Raw genomic sequence first — 15,474 nt, 5'->3', positions numbered from 1 at the left:
GGTCAGGCCGGCGCGCGGGCGGGGAGCTCGACGCCGATGCGGAGCGCCTCGACGAGGTCCCGGTAGAGGTCGTCCGTCGCCAGCAGGTCGGTGTGCGTGCCGCGCGCGCGGACACGGCCCTCGTCCATCACGAGGATCGTGTCCGCGTCGACGACCGTCGACAGCCGGTGCGCGACCGTCACGACCGCGCCGGTCTCCGCCGCCGCGCGGATGCAGTCGTGCACCGCGGCCTCGGTCAGGCCGTCGACCTGGGCGGTCGCCTCGTCGAGCAGCAGCACGTCCGGCGAGCGCAGCAGCGCACGGGCGAGCGCGATCCGCTGCCGCTGACCGCCCGACACCGACGTCGACGACAGCGACGTGTCGAGCCCGTCGTCCAGCCCGTCGAACGCGCCGTCGAGCCGCACGGCCCGCAGGACACGGTCGACCTCCTCCTGCGTCGCGTCGGGTGCGCTGAACAGCAGGTTGTCGCGGATGGTGCCCGGCACGATCGGGGTCTCCTGCTCGACGTACGCGAACCGCGCGCGGAGCGCGTCGTGGCCGACCTCGGCGAACGGGACGCCGTCGAGCAGCAGCGTGCCCTCCTGCGGCTCGAGGAACCGCAGCAGCAGCGAGAACACCGTCGTCTTGCCCGCGCCCGACGGACCGACCAGCGCGGTGTGGCCGCGGCGCGGGATCGCGAACGACACGTCGCGGACCGCGGGCGGCGCGTCCGGGCCGTACGCGGCGGTCACGCCGCGCAGCTCCACGACCGGGGCCGAGTCGTCGGTCGTGCGGGCGGGCACGCTCTCCGCGGTCGCCGCCGGGGCCGCCGCCGGGGTCGGCGGCTCCTCCGTCTCCATCGCGGTGACCTCGCGGATCCGGGCCGCGGCGGCGATGCCGGACTGCAGCTGCGTGAAGCTCTGGGTCAGCTCCGAGATGGGGCCCACGATGTTGAACGCGTACAGCAGGAACGCGACCAGGCTCGACACCGCGAGCAGCCCCTCGGAGACCCGCCACGCGCCGAGCCCGAGGATGACGACGATCGCGAGCTGGATGCCACCCCACGACACGGTCCACGCGACGGCGGTCGTCCGCACCGCGCGGATCGCGTGGTCGCGAGCGCCGCGCGCGTCGACGAGGATCTTCTCGCCCTGCCGCGCCTCGGCCCGGCTCGACTTCACGGTCCGCACCGCGCGCAGCGTGCCCTCGAGCGTCCCGCCGAGCCGGCCCATCGACTCCTGCGACGCCTGCTGCGCCGTGCCGATGCCCGGGAGCAGGAGCGCCATGACGGCGCCGACCACGACGATCGCGGCGATCGTCGTGCCGAGCAGCACGAGGTCGAGGACCGCCATGAGGATCAGCGTCCCGACGAGCGACACGGTGCCGTTGACGAGACTGACGAGGCTCGACGACGCGGCCTCGCGCAGCAGCACGGTGTCGGAGGTGGTCCGCGTGACGAGCTCGCCGACGGGCCTCCGGGTGATCGCCGGGACCGTCGCGCGGAGGAAGTGGTCGACGAGCGACCGCCGGGCGTCGTAGACGATCCGCTCGGCGACGGTGCCCATGAGGATCCACTGCGCGAGCCCGACGGCCGACCCGACGACCAGCAGCGCGAGGAGCACACCGACGGGCGCGGCGAGGTCGCCGGACACGGTGAGCGAGTCGAGCACCCACTTCGTGACCATCGGTGTCGCGAGGCCCATCGCGGTCGCGGCGAGCCCCAGGACCAGCCCGATCGACAGCGTGCGGGCATGCGGGCGGGCGAACGAGACGAGGATGCGCAACCGCTCGCCGCGCGGGAGGTCGGGCGCGGGCGGGACCCCGTCGGGCTGCGGGTCGGCGGTGCCGGAGTTCTCGGTCGCGGGCGCGGTGGTCGGAGCCATGCGCCAAGTGGAACATCTGTGTTCCATCGCGGTCAACCAACATTCCACTGTGGAACACGGTGCTACTGTCCGAACGTGAGCACGGACATCGCGAGCGGCGCACGCGCGCGCACCCGACGGGCCATCGTCGACGCGGCGATCCGCACCCTCGCCCAGGACGCCGGCGCGAGCCTCGGCCAGATCGCCGACACCGCCGACGTCGGCCGGACCACGCTCCACCGCTACTTCCCCGAGCGCAGCGACCTGCTCGCGGCCGTCGCCGAGGAGGCCGGCACACGCCTCGCGGCGGTCGCCGACCGCGCACGGCTCGACGACGGACCCGGGCTCGACGCGATCCTGCGCGCCTGCCAGGAGTGCCTGCGGCTCGGTGACCTGCTCACGCTCGTGTTCACCGGCCTCGTGCCGCTCGAGGACTGCGACCCGCCCGACGGGTTCACGCACGCGCTCGACGCCGCGTGCGCGCGCGGGCTCGCCGACGGCTCCCTCGACACCCGGCTCACGGCCGCATGGGTCCAGACCACCGTGTGGGCGTCCCTCTACGCGGCGTGGAGCGAGCTCGCTCAGGGCACCACCGGCCCGCACGACGTCGTGAGCCAGCTGCTGCTCACCGTCGGCAAGGGCCTCGCGGCGCCCGACACGCCCGCACGCTGAACGGCGGGGCGGGAGTGACGCCTCCCGCCCCGCCGTCCGGGGACGCCGCCCCGCTCAGCGAGCGGGGACGGTCCAGGGCCGCGGACTCACCGCGGCACCCGGGTCACTGCGGCGAGAGCGTGAAGCTCGAGCCGCTCGCCGTAGGCTCCACGTCCAGCTGCTGCGCCGACAGCGTGTGCGACGCGCGCTGGTCCACGTAGACGCGGGCACCCGCGTCGGACACCACGTCGTCACCGGGGACCGGGGCGGCCACGAGCGCGAGCTCGAAACCTCCCGCGTCCTGCTCGGCGATGCGCAGCCCGCCCGTCTCGTCGGGCAGGCCCGCCCGCTCGGTGAGCGTCCGGACGGCGGTGCAGGCGTTCTCGGTCAGGGTGAGCACAGGCGGCTCCTCTCGTGCCGGGGAACACCACCCCGTCACCGGCGACCCGGGGGCCGTCCGACGCCGGGGCAGCGCTTGCGGACCTCTCCACCGTGGGCGGGCCGCCCGCAGGCAGGCAAGTCGAGGTCCGCCCACCGAGACCGTTCGCGACACGCCGGGCGCCCCGGTCGCGGAGGCCGCGTCGACCTCGTAGGTTCCGCCACCGCACGCGTCGTCGCGACGGCTGCGGTGGACCCGCGTGCCACGACGGTGGACCGTCGGTACGGTCCACCTCATGCCGATCCCGCACTGGATCACCCGCGTCAACCGGGTCGTCACCAACCCGGTGATGGGCCTGGTCTCCGACCGCGTCCCGCCGCTCGCGACGCTCCACCACGTCGGGCGCTCGTCGGGCCGCCGCTACCGCACGCCCGTCATGGCGTTCCGCACGCCGCGCGGCGTGGTCCTCGCACTCACGTACGGGCCCGACGTGCAGTGGCTGCGCAACGTCGACGCGGCGGGCGGCGCCCGGCTCGTCCGGGGCGGCCGCGTGCTCGTCCTCGACGACCCGGTCCGCCTGCGCGGCGACGCGGGCGCCCGGCTGGTCCCCGCGCCCGTGCGTGCCGCGCTGCGTGTCATGAAGGTCGACGAGTACGTCGAGCTCGCCGTCGTCGGGACCGTCGCCCGGACCGCCCGCCGGGACGCCTGACCGGTCCGTCCGTACGATCCGAGGAGGACCGGCACGATCGGACGAGCCCGGCAGGACGGCCCGGGCGCACGCGCGGGAGGCGGCATGCGCGACGACGGGACGCGGTCGCCCGAGACGTCTCCCGCGGGCACACCGGTCGTCCACCCTCCGCCGACCTCACCCACGGGGACGCCCGCCGTCCGCGGACCGTCGACGCCGGCGGGCACCCGCCTCGCGCCCGCGCCGGCGGCCGTGGCGCGTCGACGGGCGCTCGCCGCACGCCTCCGACGCGCGGCCCACGCGCTCACCGAGCCCGCCGCGCCGCCCGCGCCGCCCGAGCCCGTCGAGCCGCCCGAGGTCCCGCCCGACCTCGTCCCGCTGCTGCGCGAGCTGGGGGCCGCCCTGCTGTCGTCGGGGCAGTCCGTCGTCGACACCGAGCGGCAGATCGGCGAGGTCGCGGCCGCGTACGGCGCCGACCACGTCCGCACGATCGTGCTGCCGACCGGCGTGTTCGTGCAGGTCGAGACGACGCACGGCACGCTGAGCGACTTCACGGGTCCGGGTGCGAGCGGCACCCTGCCGCTGCACCAGATCGGCGGCGTCGACCGGCTCGTCCGCGACCTCGCCCGCGGCGACGCCGACCTCGCCGCCGCGCGCGTCCGGCTGCGCGAGGTGCTCGCGACACCGGCGCGGTTCGGTCCGCTGCTCGTCGTCCTCGGCCACGCGCTGCTCACCGTCGGCTTCGGCCTGATCCTCTACCCGACCGCCGCGACGCTCCCGGTGTTCTTCGTGCTCGGGGCCGTCGTCGGGATCCTCCGGCTGCTCGGCGGCCGCTGGCCCACGCTGGGCGCCGCACTGCCCGTCGCCGCGTCGTTCCTCGTCACGGTCGTCACGATCACGCTCGTGTCGCCCGCGCTCGGCGGGGACCCCGTCCGGATCCTCGCGCCGCCGCTCGTGAGCTTCCTGCCCGGTGCCGTGCTCACCGTCGCCGCGATCGAGCTGACGTCGAACCAGGTCGTGGCGGGCGCGAGCCGGTTCGTGTTCGGCGGGGCGCAGCTGCTGCTGCTCGCGTTCGGCGTGGTCGCAGCCGTCAGCATCGCGGGCCCGTTCGCGACCGAGACCCGGCTCGACCCGCTCGGCGCGTGGACGCCGTGGCTCGGGGTGCTGTGCGTCGCCGTCGGCCACCGCTTCTTCTCGTCGCCACCGCGGGGCACGTTCTGGTGGCTGCTGCTCGCGCTCTACGCCGCCTACACCGCGCAGGCCGTGGGCGGGCTCGTCCTCAACCCGCAGCTGTCGGGCTTCGTCGGCGGGCTCGTCGTCGTCCCCGTCTCGCAGGCGATCCAGCGCGCGCGCAGCGGCCCGCCCGCCGTCGTGACGATGCTCCCCGCGTTCTGGCTGCTCGTCCCCGGCGCGCTGGGGTTCCGCGGTGTCTCCGAGCTCGCCACGGGGTACTCCTTCGGCGTCTCCGACCTCGTCGACACGGTCCTCGCGCTGTTCTCGATCGCGCTCGGGGTGCTCGTCGGGACCGCCGCCACGCGCGACGCCAGACGCGTGACCCGCACGGTCGTCGAGGCCGTCGCGCCCGTGGTCCACCGGGACCGCTGAGCCCCGGACGGGGGCCGGCGGGCGTCCCGGTCAGCGGCCCGAGACGGAGAAGTGCTGGTAGTCGACGGGCGAGTCCCAGTAGCCGCCCCACCGCCAGCCCGCCGCCGCGAACGCCCGGACGACGACGTCGTCGGCGAGGATGACGCCCGGCGCCGGGGTGCGCGACGCGAACGCACGCCCGGCGGGCGGTGCGACGTGCCGCCCGATCACGTACGGGTTCTCGACGGGGTTGACGTCGATCGCCCTGCCGTACGCGTGCTCCGACCACGCGGTGCCGCCCGTGATCGCGCGGCAGTTGAACGCGGACGTGTTGTCGGCCGCCATCGACGCGTCGTCGTCCGCACCGAAGTCGTCGACCAGCCGCATCGACCGGATCGGGTACCCGGCACCGAACAGCGCGCGGAACACCTCGACGATCCCGTCCGCGACGTCGGCGTGCACCACCAGCTCGCCCTGGGACACCTGCCCCTCGAACCCGTGGTGCGTCACGGTCACGTACCGCAGGTCCTCGAGCGGGACCGGGCAGCCGGGGCGCCACGACGCGGACATCCGCGCGACCACCTCCGGTGTCAGCGCGCTCACCGTCCCCGTGTACGCGGGGACGGGCGGGGCGGGTGCGGGCGTCGCCGCCGGCGTGGGCGTCGACGGCGGCGCCGGGGTCGGCGTGGGCGTCGGGACCACCGGGCTGGGCGCCGCCGCCTTGACGACCGCCTCCGGCCGTACCGTCACCGTCGGCGCCGCGACCGGGCCGGACGCGGGCGTGCCGCACGCCGCGAGCGCGGGCACGACGAGCACCAGCGCCGCGACGAGGCGCGCGCCGGGCGACCGGTCCCCCGCGGTCCGCACGCGCCCAGTGTCGCGGCAGGGCACGTCGCCGCGCACCCGGAGGCGGTGGCCGCCGCCCTACACCCGACCGCGCCGCTCGACCGTGACCCCCACGGACACCGTCGTCCCGGCCCACAGTCGCACGTCGCGGCAGCCCTCCGCGCAGTGCATGCCGCACGCGGGGCAGACCCACAGCGTGTGGTGCCGGTCGATCGTGCAGCCGCACGTGACGAACCGCTCGGACGGGCGCCCGGGGCCGTTCGTCGTCCACCGGTGGCCTGCCGGGCACGACGCCGGCGGCACGCGCACCCAGCCGCGTGGCGTGCGCTGCCACTTCGACCAGTCGACCTCCCGCACCATCGAACAAGTGTACGAACGCATCGAGGCGTCCGGCGACCGCCCGAGCGGGTGAGCGCGCGCCCGGCCCCCCGGCGACCCGCCGCGCACCGTCGGGAGGCGCGGGTGAGGATGGACGCATGACACTTCCTCCCACCACTCCCACCCTCACCATCCCCGGCGGCGAGATCCCGGTGCTCGGGCTCGGCACCTGGCAGGCGGAGGGCGGCGACGCGGAGCGCGCGGTGACGGCCGCGCTGCAGCTCGGCTACCGCCACGTCGACACCGCGACGGGGTACGGCAACGAGGCCGAGGTGGGCCGCGCGCTCGCCACGATCGACATCGACCGCGACGACGTGTTCGTCACGACGAAGCTGCCGCCGGACCACGTCGGCCGCGAGCGCCAGACGCTCACGGAGTCGCTCGCCGCGCTCGGCACCGACCACCTCGACCTGTGGCTCGTGCACTGGCCGCCGAACAAGGAGGCGACGCCCAGCACGTGGCGCGAGCTCGTCGCCGCGCGCGACGAGGGACTCGTCCGGTCCATCGGCGTCTCCAACTACTCGATCGCGCAGATCGACGAGCTCATCGAGGCGACCGGTGTCGCGCCGGCGGTCAACCAGATCCCCTACAGCCCGGTCGACCACGACCCGGCGCTCCTGGCGGCGCACCGCGAGCGCGGCGTCGTCGTCGAGGGCTACAGCCCGCTCAAGCGCACCGACCTCGACGCGGCGCCCATCGCGGACGCCGCCCGGGCGCACGGCGTGACGCCCGCGCAGGTCGTGCTGCGCTGGCACGTCCAGCACGACGTCGTCGTCATCCCGAAGTCCACGAAGCAGCACCGCATCGAGGAGAACCTGGGCGCCCTCGGGTTCGAGCTCACGGCGGACGAGGTCGCGGCGATCGACGCGCTCGGCAAGGGCTGAGCGTGGCGGCCCGCGTGAGCGCCGGGCTGCTGCTGTACCGGCGGACCGGGGACGGCGTCGAGGTGCTGCTCGCGCACATGGGCGGCCCGTTCTGGGAGCGCCGCGAGCGCGCCTGGACGATCCCGAAGGGCGAGCCCGAGCCCGACGAGGACGACCTGCTCGCGGTCGCGGTCCGGGAGTTCACCGAGGAGCTCGGCGTCGCTCCCCCGCCGCCGACGTCGCCCGACCTGCCGCTGGGGTCGGTCCGGCAGAGCGGCGGGAAGGTCGTGCACGCGTGGGCGCGCGAGGGCTCGGTCGACGAGACGTCGGTCCGCAGCAACACCGTCGAGGTCGAGTGGCCCCCGGGGTCGGGCCGGACGCTCACGGTGCCGGAGGTCGACCGCGCGGCGTGGTTCACGCCCGACGACGCGCGGCTCGCGGTCGTGGCCGCGCAGGCGGAGCTCGTGGAGCGGCTCGCGCAGGCGCTGGGCTGACGACCCGTCAGGGGTTGTGCTCGACCTCGGCGGGCGGGGTGACACCCGGCGGTGTCGGGCCGGGCAGCGACTCGTCGAGGATCACCTCGAGGCGCTTGGCGCTGGTCGCGAGCACGTACCCGGCGAGTGCGAGCCCCATCGTCGCGGCGACGACGAGCACCTTGAGCACGAAGCCGGGGACGAGGACGGCGCTGTAGGCGGCCGGGACGACGAGCAGCAGCGTGACGTACGCACCGGTCCACATCCCGTCGCGGCGCTGCTCGAGCTCGTGGCGCATCGAGGCCATCGTCCACCTCCGTGGTCGGGGGTCGCCCGCCGTTGGACGACCCCGCCGGACCGAACACTACGGCCACGGGGGCGGGGGCGCGGGGACGATGGTCCCCGCGCCCCCGCTGCCGTCAGCGACGGACGACGACCGTGAGGGGTGCGGTCGGCGTCGTCCCGGCGGCGTTGGACAGCTCGGCGGTGAACACGTACGTGCCGGGCGCGAGACCGGTGAGCCGGGTGGTGACCTGCTGGGCGTGCGGGGTGTCCGGCGTGAGCGTCTGGCTGTCGACCTCGACACCGTCGCGGTACAGGACGTAGCGCTCCGCGTTGGTGCCCCACCACAGGCTCGCGGTGACCGTGAGGTCGCCGTCGCCGTCGCGGTTGTCGTGCCGCAGCACGGCCTTCGCGGGTGCCGCGTCACGCACCTTGACGGTGAGCGGCGCCGAGGTCGACGAGCCCCACGGGTTGAGGACCTCGACGACGTAGGTCCGGTCCCCGTCGGTCCGGCCGGACACGTCGAACGCGACCTGCTGGCGGCCGGGCGTCCGACCCTCCAGCCACGCGGCGTCGATCAGCACGCCGTCCTCGTACAGCTTCGCGACGGTGCCGTTGCTGCCCCAGTAGAGCGTCGCGGTGACCGTGTAGTCGCCGTCGTGGAGGCCCGTGTCCCAGCCGTTGTCGTGCGCGAGCCGGAACCGGTCGGGTGCCCGGTCGGCGACGGGCGAGCCGGAGGGAAGCACGCCCGCGCCGGCCTGGGCGCGCACGGTCGCCGCGACCTCGGCCGCCGGCTGCGCGGTGTACGGGTAGGCCGCGGCGGGGTCCCACCGGACCGCCGCGGACAGCGGCGTCGCGGCGGTCGCGTTGTACGCGGCCAGCACGTCGAACGGCTCGCCGTTCACGAGCGACCCGGTGACCTTCGCCTCGGTGCCGCCCCAGCCGGCGAGGATCTTCGCGGGGTCGGACGCCGGCAGCAGCTCGAAGACGTTCTGCTCCGCGACGATGCTGCTCTCGCGCCCGGCGCCCAGGTAGTACTGGAAGCCGACACCGTCGGGGTAGAGCGCGGGCTTCGTCTGCTCGTAGAGCTCGTTGTAGACGTGCACGTCGCCGTACCGGACGCGCGGCGCGCGCTGGCCGATGTCGGTCCAGCGGTTGTGGTGGTACGTGATGCGGTGCTGGCCGCGGTCCTGCGTCCGGGAGTCCGAGGAGCCGACGAGCGACGTCTTGTCGTGCTCGCGCAGCGCGTTGTACGAGACGGTGACGAGGTCGGAGCCGTGCGTGATGTCGACCAGCCCGTCGTGCACCTCGAACGGCCGCCCGTAGACGACGTCGAGCGTGGCCGGCGGGTGGTCGCCGTCGTCGAAGGTGTTGTGGTCGATCCACACGCTGGTCGACGTCCACACCGAGAGGTTGTCGTAGGCGGAGTTCCAGTTGCCGCCGGAGTCGTTCGCGTCCCACTGCGGGAAGCAGTCGTACGCGTCGGACAGCGTGAGGTTGCGGACGATCACGTTGCTCGCGTCGCGGATCCGCAGCGACCCGCCGACGATGCGGGCGTCGTCACCGACGCCGACGAGCGTGACGTTCGAGCCGACGTGCTGCAGCGTCTGGGCCGCCTGCAGCGCCGCCGCCGCGGTGCGCGCCGTCTCGAGCGGGCCGCTCGGGTCGACGCCGGGGCCGAAGGCGGCGATGTAGTCGCTCATCGCGAACGGCGCGCCGGTGCCCTCGACGGTGACCTGCCGCTCGAGGTCCGCGCACGTGGTCCGCGTGCCGTCAGGGCGTTCCCACGCGTCGATCGTGCCCCGCACGTAGACGATCCGCGGGACGGTGTTGCGGCGGGCGTCGGTCTGCGACCCACCCGGCTTGCCGGCGAGCGCGTCGCGCAGCTCCTGCCAGGTGTCGACGACGTACACCTCGCGCGGTCCCGCGGCGACGCCACCGGTCGTCGGGGCGGCGGTGCGGGCGACGCCGTCGGGCCGGGTGGTGCCGGACCACGAGGCCCAGCCGTCGCCGGGCGGCAGGACCTCGCGGCCCAGGTCGACGGCGGCCGCCGGTGCGGTCGGGGGGCGGTGCTGCGTGCCCGCGGCGGCGGGGAGGGCCGTCGCGGCGCCCGTGACGCCGAGCGCCGCGACGAGTGCGAGGGCGGCGGCCGTGCGGGTGCGTGCGCGGGGTGCGGCGGCGCCGGCGCGGCTCCGCGGGAGGGGGGCGGTGGTGCGCATGAGACTCCTTCGTCTCGGGACGCGGGTGCGGGGGACGGATGACCGCAGATGCGGTCAGAAACCGGTTTCCCGACGAATCCTCCTCAACGTGCCACACGTGTCCGGAAAGCGCAATCCCCGTCGGCCCCCAGCGACCGCGACACGCCGACGCGAGTCGGACCCGCGTCCAGTCCGGGATGACGGAAATGTCACGGTCGGATAACGTTCCGGGCGTGACGTTCCCGGAGCCGGCCCCTCGACGACGCGACCTGCGCCGACGCGACCGGGGCCGCCCGCGGCGCCGCCGCCGCGTCGTCGTCGAGACCCTGGTCGTCGCGACCGGCCTCGCGGCCGCCGCGATCGCCGCCCCGTCCGTCCTCACCCCCGGCGCCGCCGACGGCCTGGCCACCGCGTCCCCGGGCGCCGGGCTCGAGCAGCGCCTCTGGGACGCCGTGAGCCGCGGTGGCGGGCGCGCCGAGCTCAGCGACGCGTCCGCCTCACCGACCGTGTCGGCCACGCCGTCCGCGACCCCGTCCGCCGCACCCACCGCGACCGACGCCCCGGCCGCTCCCGCCGCGACCACGTCGCCCGCCCCCTCCGGCGGAGGTGCACCCGCACCCGCACCCGCACCCGACACCTCGTCCGCACCCGCGGCCGCACCCGTGCCGCAGCCCGTCGACGGCGAGATCGTCGCGCTCGGCAACGAGGCACGCCGCGCGCAGGGCGTCGCCGACCTCGCCGTCTCCGCGTGCGCGCAGCAGCAGGCCCTCGCCCGCGCGACCGTCCTGGTCGCCGAGGGCCGCTTCGAGCACGACCCCCTGGAGCCGATCCTGGCGTCGTGCGGCGGCCGGACCGTCGGCGAGAACCTCGCGCTCGGCTACCCGACCGCCAAGGCCACCGTCGACGCCTGGCTCGCGTCGCCCGGCCACCGCGCCAACCTCCTGTCCGCCGACTTCACCGGCATCGGCGTCGCGTGCGTGGACAGCGCGCGCGGCATGCTGTGCGCGCAGGTGTTCGTGGGCTGACGCCACACCCTGTCGATCCGCGGACGCCTCGCGCGTCATGGGGACGACGGGCACGCTCGGTCCGTCGGGGGACGACAGGAGGACGGACGATGTCGCAGACCTGGGTCGTGCTGCTGCACGGCGACGAGAAGGCGTGGGAGACGGCCGACGAGGCCACCCGGGCCGCCGCGTACGCGGACCACGACGCGTTCAGCGCCGCGTGCGCCGAGCGCGGCCACACGATCGTCGGGGGGCACGAGCTCGCGTCGTCGAGCAGGGCCGTCGTCGTGCGGAACGACACCGAGGGCCCGGCCGTGACGGACGGCCCGTACGCGGAGACCGTCGAGCAGCTCGGCGGGTACTACGTGGTGGAGACCGACGACGTGCAGGACCTCGCGCGCCTCGTCGTGACCGTGCTGTGGCCGGGAGACGTCGCGGAGATCCGCCCCGTCGCCTGACGCGGCGGGGCCGACGGACGCCGCGACCGGCGCGGGTGCGTCGATTTCGCTCCCGCGCCGGTGGTCGTGGACAATCGGGTCCATGGATGGGAGCGCTACCACACCGCGTACGGCGGTTCTCGTCGTCGACCTCCAGGTCGGCGTCGTCGGGGACTGCGTCGACGTCGACGGGGTGCTCGCCCGCACCGTCACGCTCGTCGACCGGGCCCGCGCCGCGGGCGTCCCCGTCGTGTGGGTCCAGGACGAGCAGGACTTCCCCCGCGGCAGCGCGGGATGGGAGCTGCACCCCGCGCTCGCCCCCGTGCCGGGCGAGGCCCGCGTGCACAAGGCGTACCGCGACGCGTTCGCCGGCACCGACCTGCAGTCCGTCCTCGTCCGGACAGGCACGACGCACCTCGTGATCGCGGGCGCCCAGTCGGACTACTGCGTGCGGACCGTCGCGCAGTCCGCCGCCGCCGCGGGCTACGACGTCACGGTCGTCTCCGACTGCCACACGACGACCGGCGCGCACCTCGCGGGCCGGTGGGTCGGCGGCGAGCAGATCGTCGCGCACGTCAACGCCTACTTCACCGGCCTGCGGTACCCGGGCCAGCAGGTCGCCGCGGTGCCGCACGACCAGGTCACGCTCGGCTCCTCCGTCGTCGCCTGACCGTGCGCCGCACCTCACCCCCCGCCCGCGTCCGCCGCGACCCGTCGCCGGCTCCTTCCCTGCGGGTGGTCACGCCCACCGCGTGGCATCCCGGTGATGTCGGTGGGCGGCGCGACGATGGCGGGCGGGAGGAACCGACCATGACGGACACGGACGTGCCCCGCAGCGGCGCCGACGAGCGCCTCGCCGCCGAGCTCGCAGGCGCCAGCTGGTTCCAGGTCGCCGCGGCCACCGCCCGCGCGCACCACGAGATCGAGCACTGCCCGGCGGGGACGGCGCGACGCGACGCCGAGGAGCGCTACGAGGCGCTGCGACGGTTCCTGGACTCGCGCACCGACGACCTCGCGGCACACCCCGTGTTCGGCGGGACGCCCCGCGCCGGTCGCTGACGCACGGTCGGGTCCCGCCCGGGTCGGGGCGTCAGCGGGTCGGCGCGTCGGCAGGTCGGCGCGTCAGCGACCCCAGGTCGGCGCGTCGGCGGACCGGCTCGCTCAGCGGCGACGCTGGAGCGCGTCGCGCCCCTTGTCGACGCCCGCCTTCGCCGCGGCCTTGCTGCGCTCCAGCACGCGACGCGCCCACACGAACTCGGTCGCCAGGATCGCCAGACCGGCGAGGATCGCGAGGATGCCCGGCCCGGGCAGGACGAGCATCGCGACGCCCGCGACCAGCACGACACCGCCCACGGACGCCACCGCGACCACCCGCACCGGCTTGGGCAGGCTGCGGATCGTCTCGGTGATGCGGCCCAGCCGCTCGGACCACGTGGGGCGGGCGGGGCGGGTTGTCGCCTCGTTCGTCATCGCGCCACGGTAAGCGACGACCCCGCGCGCGTGCACCACCGTCCGTGCGACGCGGCGGCACGGTCCCGCCCCGCGCGGGCGCGCGCCGCCGTCGCAGGGCCGCCACGCCGCCCCTGCGACGTGCACCGTCAGGACGACGCGGGCGCCTGCGAGATCGCGCCGAGCACCGAGCCGGCGTCGTGCCGGACCGCCAGGTCGCCCAGCGACAGGATGCCGACGACCTCGCCCTCGCGGACGACGGGCAGGCGGCGCACGGCGTGCGTGGCCATGAGACGGGCGGCGCCGACGAGGTCGTCGTCCGGGCCGACGACGACCGGCGAGCCCGTCGCGACCTGGCCGACCGGGTCGTTCGCCTCGCCGCCCACGGCCAGCACGCGCACCACGAGGTCGCGGTCGGTCACGATGCCGACGAGCCGGCCCTGCTCGACGACGACGAGGTCCCCGACGTCGTGCTCGCGCATGAGCTCGGCGGCCTGCCGCACGGTCGCGGTGGTGTCGACGGTGAGCGGGGACGGGGTCAGGACGTCCGCGACGGTGGCCATGGGCGGTCTCCTCGGTGACGCGCGTCGTCGTCGACGCGGTCCGGGCGGGCGCCGGTCCGCACCCGCGAACGCGGCACCGGGCCGCGTGACCACATCGTCGCCCCGCGTCGCACGGTCCGCACGCGGGCCGCACCCCCGGTCCGGACGTGCGGGCCGCCCGCCCACCGTCCGCGCGCCCGCGGTCCGCGCGCCCACGGTCCGCACACCCACGGTCCGGACGCGCGCCGCGGGCGTCAGGTGCTCTCGACGACGACGTCGCCCGGAGCCTTGTCGGGGCGCAGGCCGCGCCAGGACGGGTGGCGCAGGCGGCCGTCGGAGGTCCACTCGGCGAACGCGACCTCGCCGACGAGCTCGGGGCGCACCCAGTGCACGTCGCGGGTCTCCGCGGCGGGCAGACGCCCGACGAACGGCGACGCGCCGGTCTCGAGCGGCGCGAGCCGTCGCAGCAGGTCGTCGAGGGTGCGGCGCGTGAACCCCGTGCCGACCGAGCCCGCGGGCCGCAGCACGCCGTCGCCGTCGGGCACGCCGAGCACGAGCGAGCCGAGCGTGTCCGCCCGCGCGCCCTTGCCGGGCTTCCAGCCGACGAGCACGACCTCCTGCATGCGGACGTGCTTGACCTTGACCCAGTCGGGCGAGCGGCGCCCCGGCCGGTACGGCGACGACCGTCGCTTCGCGAGCACCCCCTCCAGGCCGTTCTCGCGGCTCGCGGCCAGCACGGCCGTCCCCGGGCCGTCGAACGACGGCGGCGTCTGCCACGACCGGCCCGCGAGGCCGAGCCCGTCGAGCAGCGCGCGACGGTCGTCGTAGGTCAGGTCGAGCGTGTCGCGGCCGTCGAGGTGCAGCACGTCGAACACGAGGTAGACGACGGGCACGCTCTGCGCGAGGCGTCGTGCGACGGACGGGTCGGCGACGTGCATGCGCTGCTGGAGACGCCCGAAGTCCGGCGCGCCGCGCGCGTCGAACGTGACGAGCTCACCGTCGAGGACCGCCTGCGTCGAGCCGAGCTGCTCGCCGAGACCGGCGATCTCGGGGTAGGACCGCGTGACGTCGAGGTCGTTGCGGGACATGAGCCGCACACGCCCGCCGTCGACGTACGCGACCGCCCGCACGCCGTCCCACTTCATCTCGTACGCCCACGCGTCGTCGTCGGGCGGCAGCTCCCCGGCGACGGCCGCCATGGGCCGGACCAGGTCGGGCAGGGGCGTCCAGTCGGGCCGCGTCGGCGGGTCCATACGGTGGATCATCCAGCTGCGCTCGTCGTCGCTCCGCCCGCCGCCGTCACCGCCCGCACGCCCGCGACCGCGCGTGCGGAACAGCACGTACCGTCCCTGCACGCGCTCGCCGTGCAGCACGACCTGGACCTCGCGGTCCGACCACTTCACCGTCTCGTACGTGCCGCGGTCCCAGACCGACATCTGCCCGCCGCCGTACTCGCCCGCCGGGATGTCGCCCTCGAACGTCGCGTACTCCATCGGGTGGTCCTCGGTGTGCACCGCGAGGTGGTTGGTCCCGGGCTCCTGCGGCAGCCCCTTCGGCACCGCCCACGACACGAGCACGCCGTCACGCTCCAGGCGCAGGTCCCAGTGCAGCGCGCGGGCGTGGTGCTCCTGGACGACGAACGTGCGCCCCTCGCCGTCGGGCAGCGGCGCGTCGGGCGGCGGGACGGGCTCGCGCGTGCGCGCCGGGTCCCGCTTCGCGCGGTACTCGTCGAGCGGACGTCCAGGCACGTCACGAGTCTGCCGCCGTGGTCGTCGCACGGCACGTGCACCCGGGCGCGGGCTCCGCCGGCTGCTCCCGCGCCGGCGTCGGGTCGCCCGTCTGCGGCACGGAGATGCCCC

General features: G+C 75.7%; 18 protein-coding genes. 9 read left to right on the top strand and 9 right to left on the bottom strand.

Annotation, left to right across the window (positions count from 1 at the left end; all coding sequences use genetic code 11):
- Positions 1–2: 2 nt before the first annotated feature.
- Positions 3–1,862 (bottom strand): ABC transporter ATP-binding protein, encoded by a 1,860-nt coding sequence (locus OOT42_RS04275; protein ID WP_273653714.1) that lies wholly within the window; start codon positions 1,860–1,862, stop codon positions 3–5.
- 75 nt (positions 1,863–1,937) lie between these two features.
- Here OOT42_RS04275 and OOT42_RS04270 point away from each other — a divergent pair, with 75 nt between their 5' ends.
- Positions 1,938–2,513 carry a TetR/AcrR family transcriptional regulator gene (locus OOT42_RS04270; protein WP_273653713.1) on the top strand — a complete coding sequence of 192 codons (576 nt, stop codon included), beginning with the start codon at positions 1,938–1,940 and terminating at the stop codon, positions 2,511–2,513.
- Positions 2,514–2,616: 103 nt separating this feature from the next.
- Here the strand turns inward: OOT42_RS04270 and OOT42_RS04265 are convergent, their stop codons facing one another.
- A complete protein-coding gene (locus OOT42_RS04265; RefSeq protein ID WP_273653712.1) occupies positions 2,617–2,892 on the bottom strand; it encodes an adhesin in 276 nt (91 codons plus the stop codon).
- 274 nt (positions 2,893–3,166) lie between these two features.
- On the opposite strand from OOT42_RS04265, the gene OOT42_RS04260 reads away from it, so the two are divergent.
- Both OOT42_RS04260 and OOT42_RS04255 read left to right on the top strand, forming a co-directional pair.
- Positions 3,167–3,580: a nitroreductase family deazaflavin-dependent oxidoreductase gene (locus tag OOT42_RS04260; protein WP_273653711.1), complete on the top strand. Its 414-nt coding sequence runs from the start codon at positions 3,167–3,169 to the stop codon at positions 3,578–3,580.
- A gap of 84 nt (positions 3,581–3,664) precedes the next feature.
- Positions 3,665–5,164 (top strand): threonine/serine ThrE exporter family protein, encoded by a 1,500-nt coding sequence (locus OOT42_RS04255; protein ID WP_273653710.1) that lies wholly within the window; start codon positions 3,665–3,667, stop codon positions 5,162–5,164.
- Between the two features lie 30 nt (positions 5,165–5,194).
- Here the strand turns inward: OOT42_RS04255 and OOT42_RS04250 are convergent, their stop codons facing one another.
- Together OOT42_RS04250 and OOT42_RS04245 are read right to left on the bottom strand one after the other, a co-directional pair.
- Complete coding sequence (locus OOT42_RS04250; RefSeq protein ID WP_273653709.1) at positions 5,195–6,010, bottom strand: M15 family metallopeptidase; 816 nt, start codon at positions 6,008–6,010, stop codon at positions 5,195–5,197.
- A gap of 57 nt (positions 6,011–6,067) precedes the next feature.
- A complete protein-coding gene (locus OOT42_RS04245) occupies positions 6,068–6,349 on the bottom strand; it encodes a hypothetical protein (protein WP_273653708.1) in 282 nt (93 codons plus the stop codon).
- A gap of 116 nt (positions 6,350–6,465) precedes the next feature.
- Between OOT42_RS04245 and OOT42_RS04240 the strand changes: the two genes are divergently transcribed.
- Positions 6,466–7,251, top strand: coding sequence for an aldo/keto reductase (locus tag OOT42_RS04240; RefSeq protein ID WP_273653707.1), 786 nt, complete (start codon positions 6,466–6,468; stop codon positions 7,249–7,251).
- A gap of 2 nt (positions 7,252–7,253) precedes the next feature.
- Complete coding sequence (locus OOT42_RS04235) at positions 7,254–7,724, top strand: NUDIX domain-containing protein (RefSeq protein ID WP_273653706.1); 471 nt, start codon at positions 7,254–7,256, stop codon at positions 7,722–7,724.
- A gap of 7 nt (positions 7,725–7,731) precedes the next feature.
- Here the strand turns inward: OOT42_RS04235 and OOT42_RS04230 are convergent, their stop codons facing one another.
- Together OOT42_RS04230 and OOT42_RS04225 are read right to left on the bottom strand one after the other, a co-directional pair.
- Positions 7,732–8,010 (bottom strand): hypothetical protein, encoded by a 279-nt coding sequence (locus tag OOT42_RS04230; protein ID WP_273653705.1) that lies wholly within the window; start codon positions 8,008–8,010, stop codon positions 7,732–7,734.
- A gap of 112 nt (positions 8,011–8,122) precedes the next feature.
- Complete coding sequence (locus OOT42_RS04225; RefSeq protein WP_273653704.1) at positions 8,123–10,204, bottom strand: hypothetical protein; 2,082 nt, start codon at positions 10,202–10,204, stop codon at positions 8,123–8,125.
- A gap of 212 nt (positions 10,205–10,416) precedes the next feature.
- On the opposite strand from OOT42_RS04225, the gene OOT42_RS04220 reads away from it, so the two are divergent.
- From OOT42_RS04220 to OOT42_RS04205, 4 genes are all read left to right on the top strand, one after another.
- Positions 10,417–11,208: a CAP domain-containing protein gene (locus OOT42_RS04220; protein ID WP_273653703.1), complete on the top strand. Its 792-nt coding sequence runs from the start codon at positions 10,417–10,419 to the stop codon at positions 11,206–11,208.
- Positions 11,209–11,297: 89 nt separating this feature from the next.
- The gene (locus tag OOT42_RS04215; RefSeq protein WP_273653702.1) at positions 11,298–11,645 is read left to right on the top strand and encodes a YciI family protein; all 348 of its coding nucleotides are present in this window, start codon (positions 11,298–11,300) and stop codon (positions 11,643–11,645) included.
- An 82-nt stretch (positions 11,646–11,727) separates the two neighbouring features.
- Positions 11,728–12,294 (top strand): isochorismatase family protein, encoded by a 567-nt coding sequence (locus OOT42_RS04210; protein WP_273653701.1) that lies wholly within the window; start codon positions 11,728–11,730, stop codon positions 12,292–12,294.
- Positions 12,295–12,434: 140 nt separating this feature from the next.
- Positions 12,435–12,683 carry a hypothetical protein gene (locus tag OOT42_RS04205; RefSeq protein WP_273653700.1) on the top strand — a complete coding sequence of 83 codons (249 nt, stop codon included), beginning with the start codon at positions 12,435–12,437 and terminating at the stop codon, positions 12,681–12,683.
- A 102-nt stretch (positions 12,684–12,785) separates the two neighbouring features.
- On the opposite strand, the gene OOT42_RS04200 is transcribed toward OOT42_RS04205, so the two are convergent.
- The 3 genes from OOT42_RS04200 to ligD all read right to left on the bottom strand — a co-directional run bounded on the left by OOT42_RS04200 (position 12,786) and on the right by ligD (position 15,363).
- The gene (locus tag OOT42_RS04200) at positions 12,786–13,094 is read right to left on the bottom strand and encodes a PGPGW domain-containing protein (RefSeq protein WP_273653699.1); all 309 of its coding nucleotides are present in this window, start codon (positions 13,092–13,094) and stop codon (positions 12,786–12,788) included.
- A 128-nt stretch (positions 13,095–13,222) separates the two neighbouring features.
- Positions 13,223–13,636, bottom strand: coding sequence for a CBS domain-containing protein (locus OOT42_RS04195; protein WP_273653698.1), 414 nt, complete (start codon positions 13,634–13,636; stop codon positions 13,223–13,225).
- A gap of 233 nt (positions 13,637–13,869) precedes the next feature.
- Positions 13,870–15,363 (bottom strand): non-homologous end-joining DNA ligase, encoded by a 1,494-nt coding sequence (gene ligD / locus OOT42_RS04190; RefSeq protein WP_273653697.1) that lies wholly within the window; start codon positions 15,361–15,363, stop codon positions 13,870–13,872.
- Positions 15,364–15,474: the final 111 nt, after the last annotated feature.

Origin of the sequence: Cellulomonas fimi, assembly GCF_028583725.1 — a bacterium.
Taxonomy (GTDB): domain Bacteria; phylum Actinomycetota; class Actinomycetes; order Actinomycetales; family Cellulomonadaceae; genus Cellulomonas; species Cellulomonas fimi_B.
This window is presented reverse-complemented; position numbering and strand designations above follow the sequence as displayed.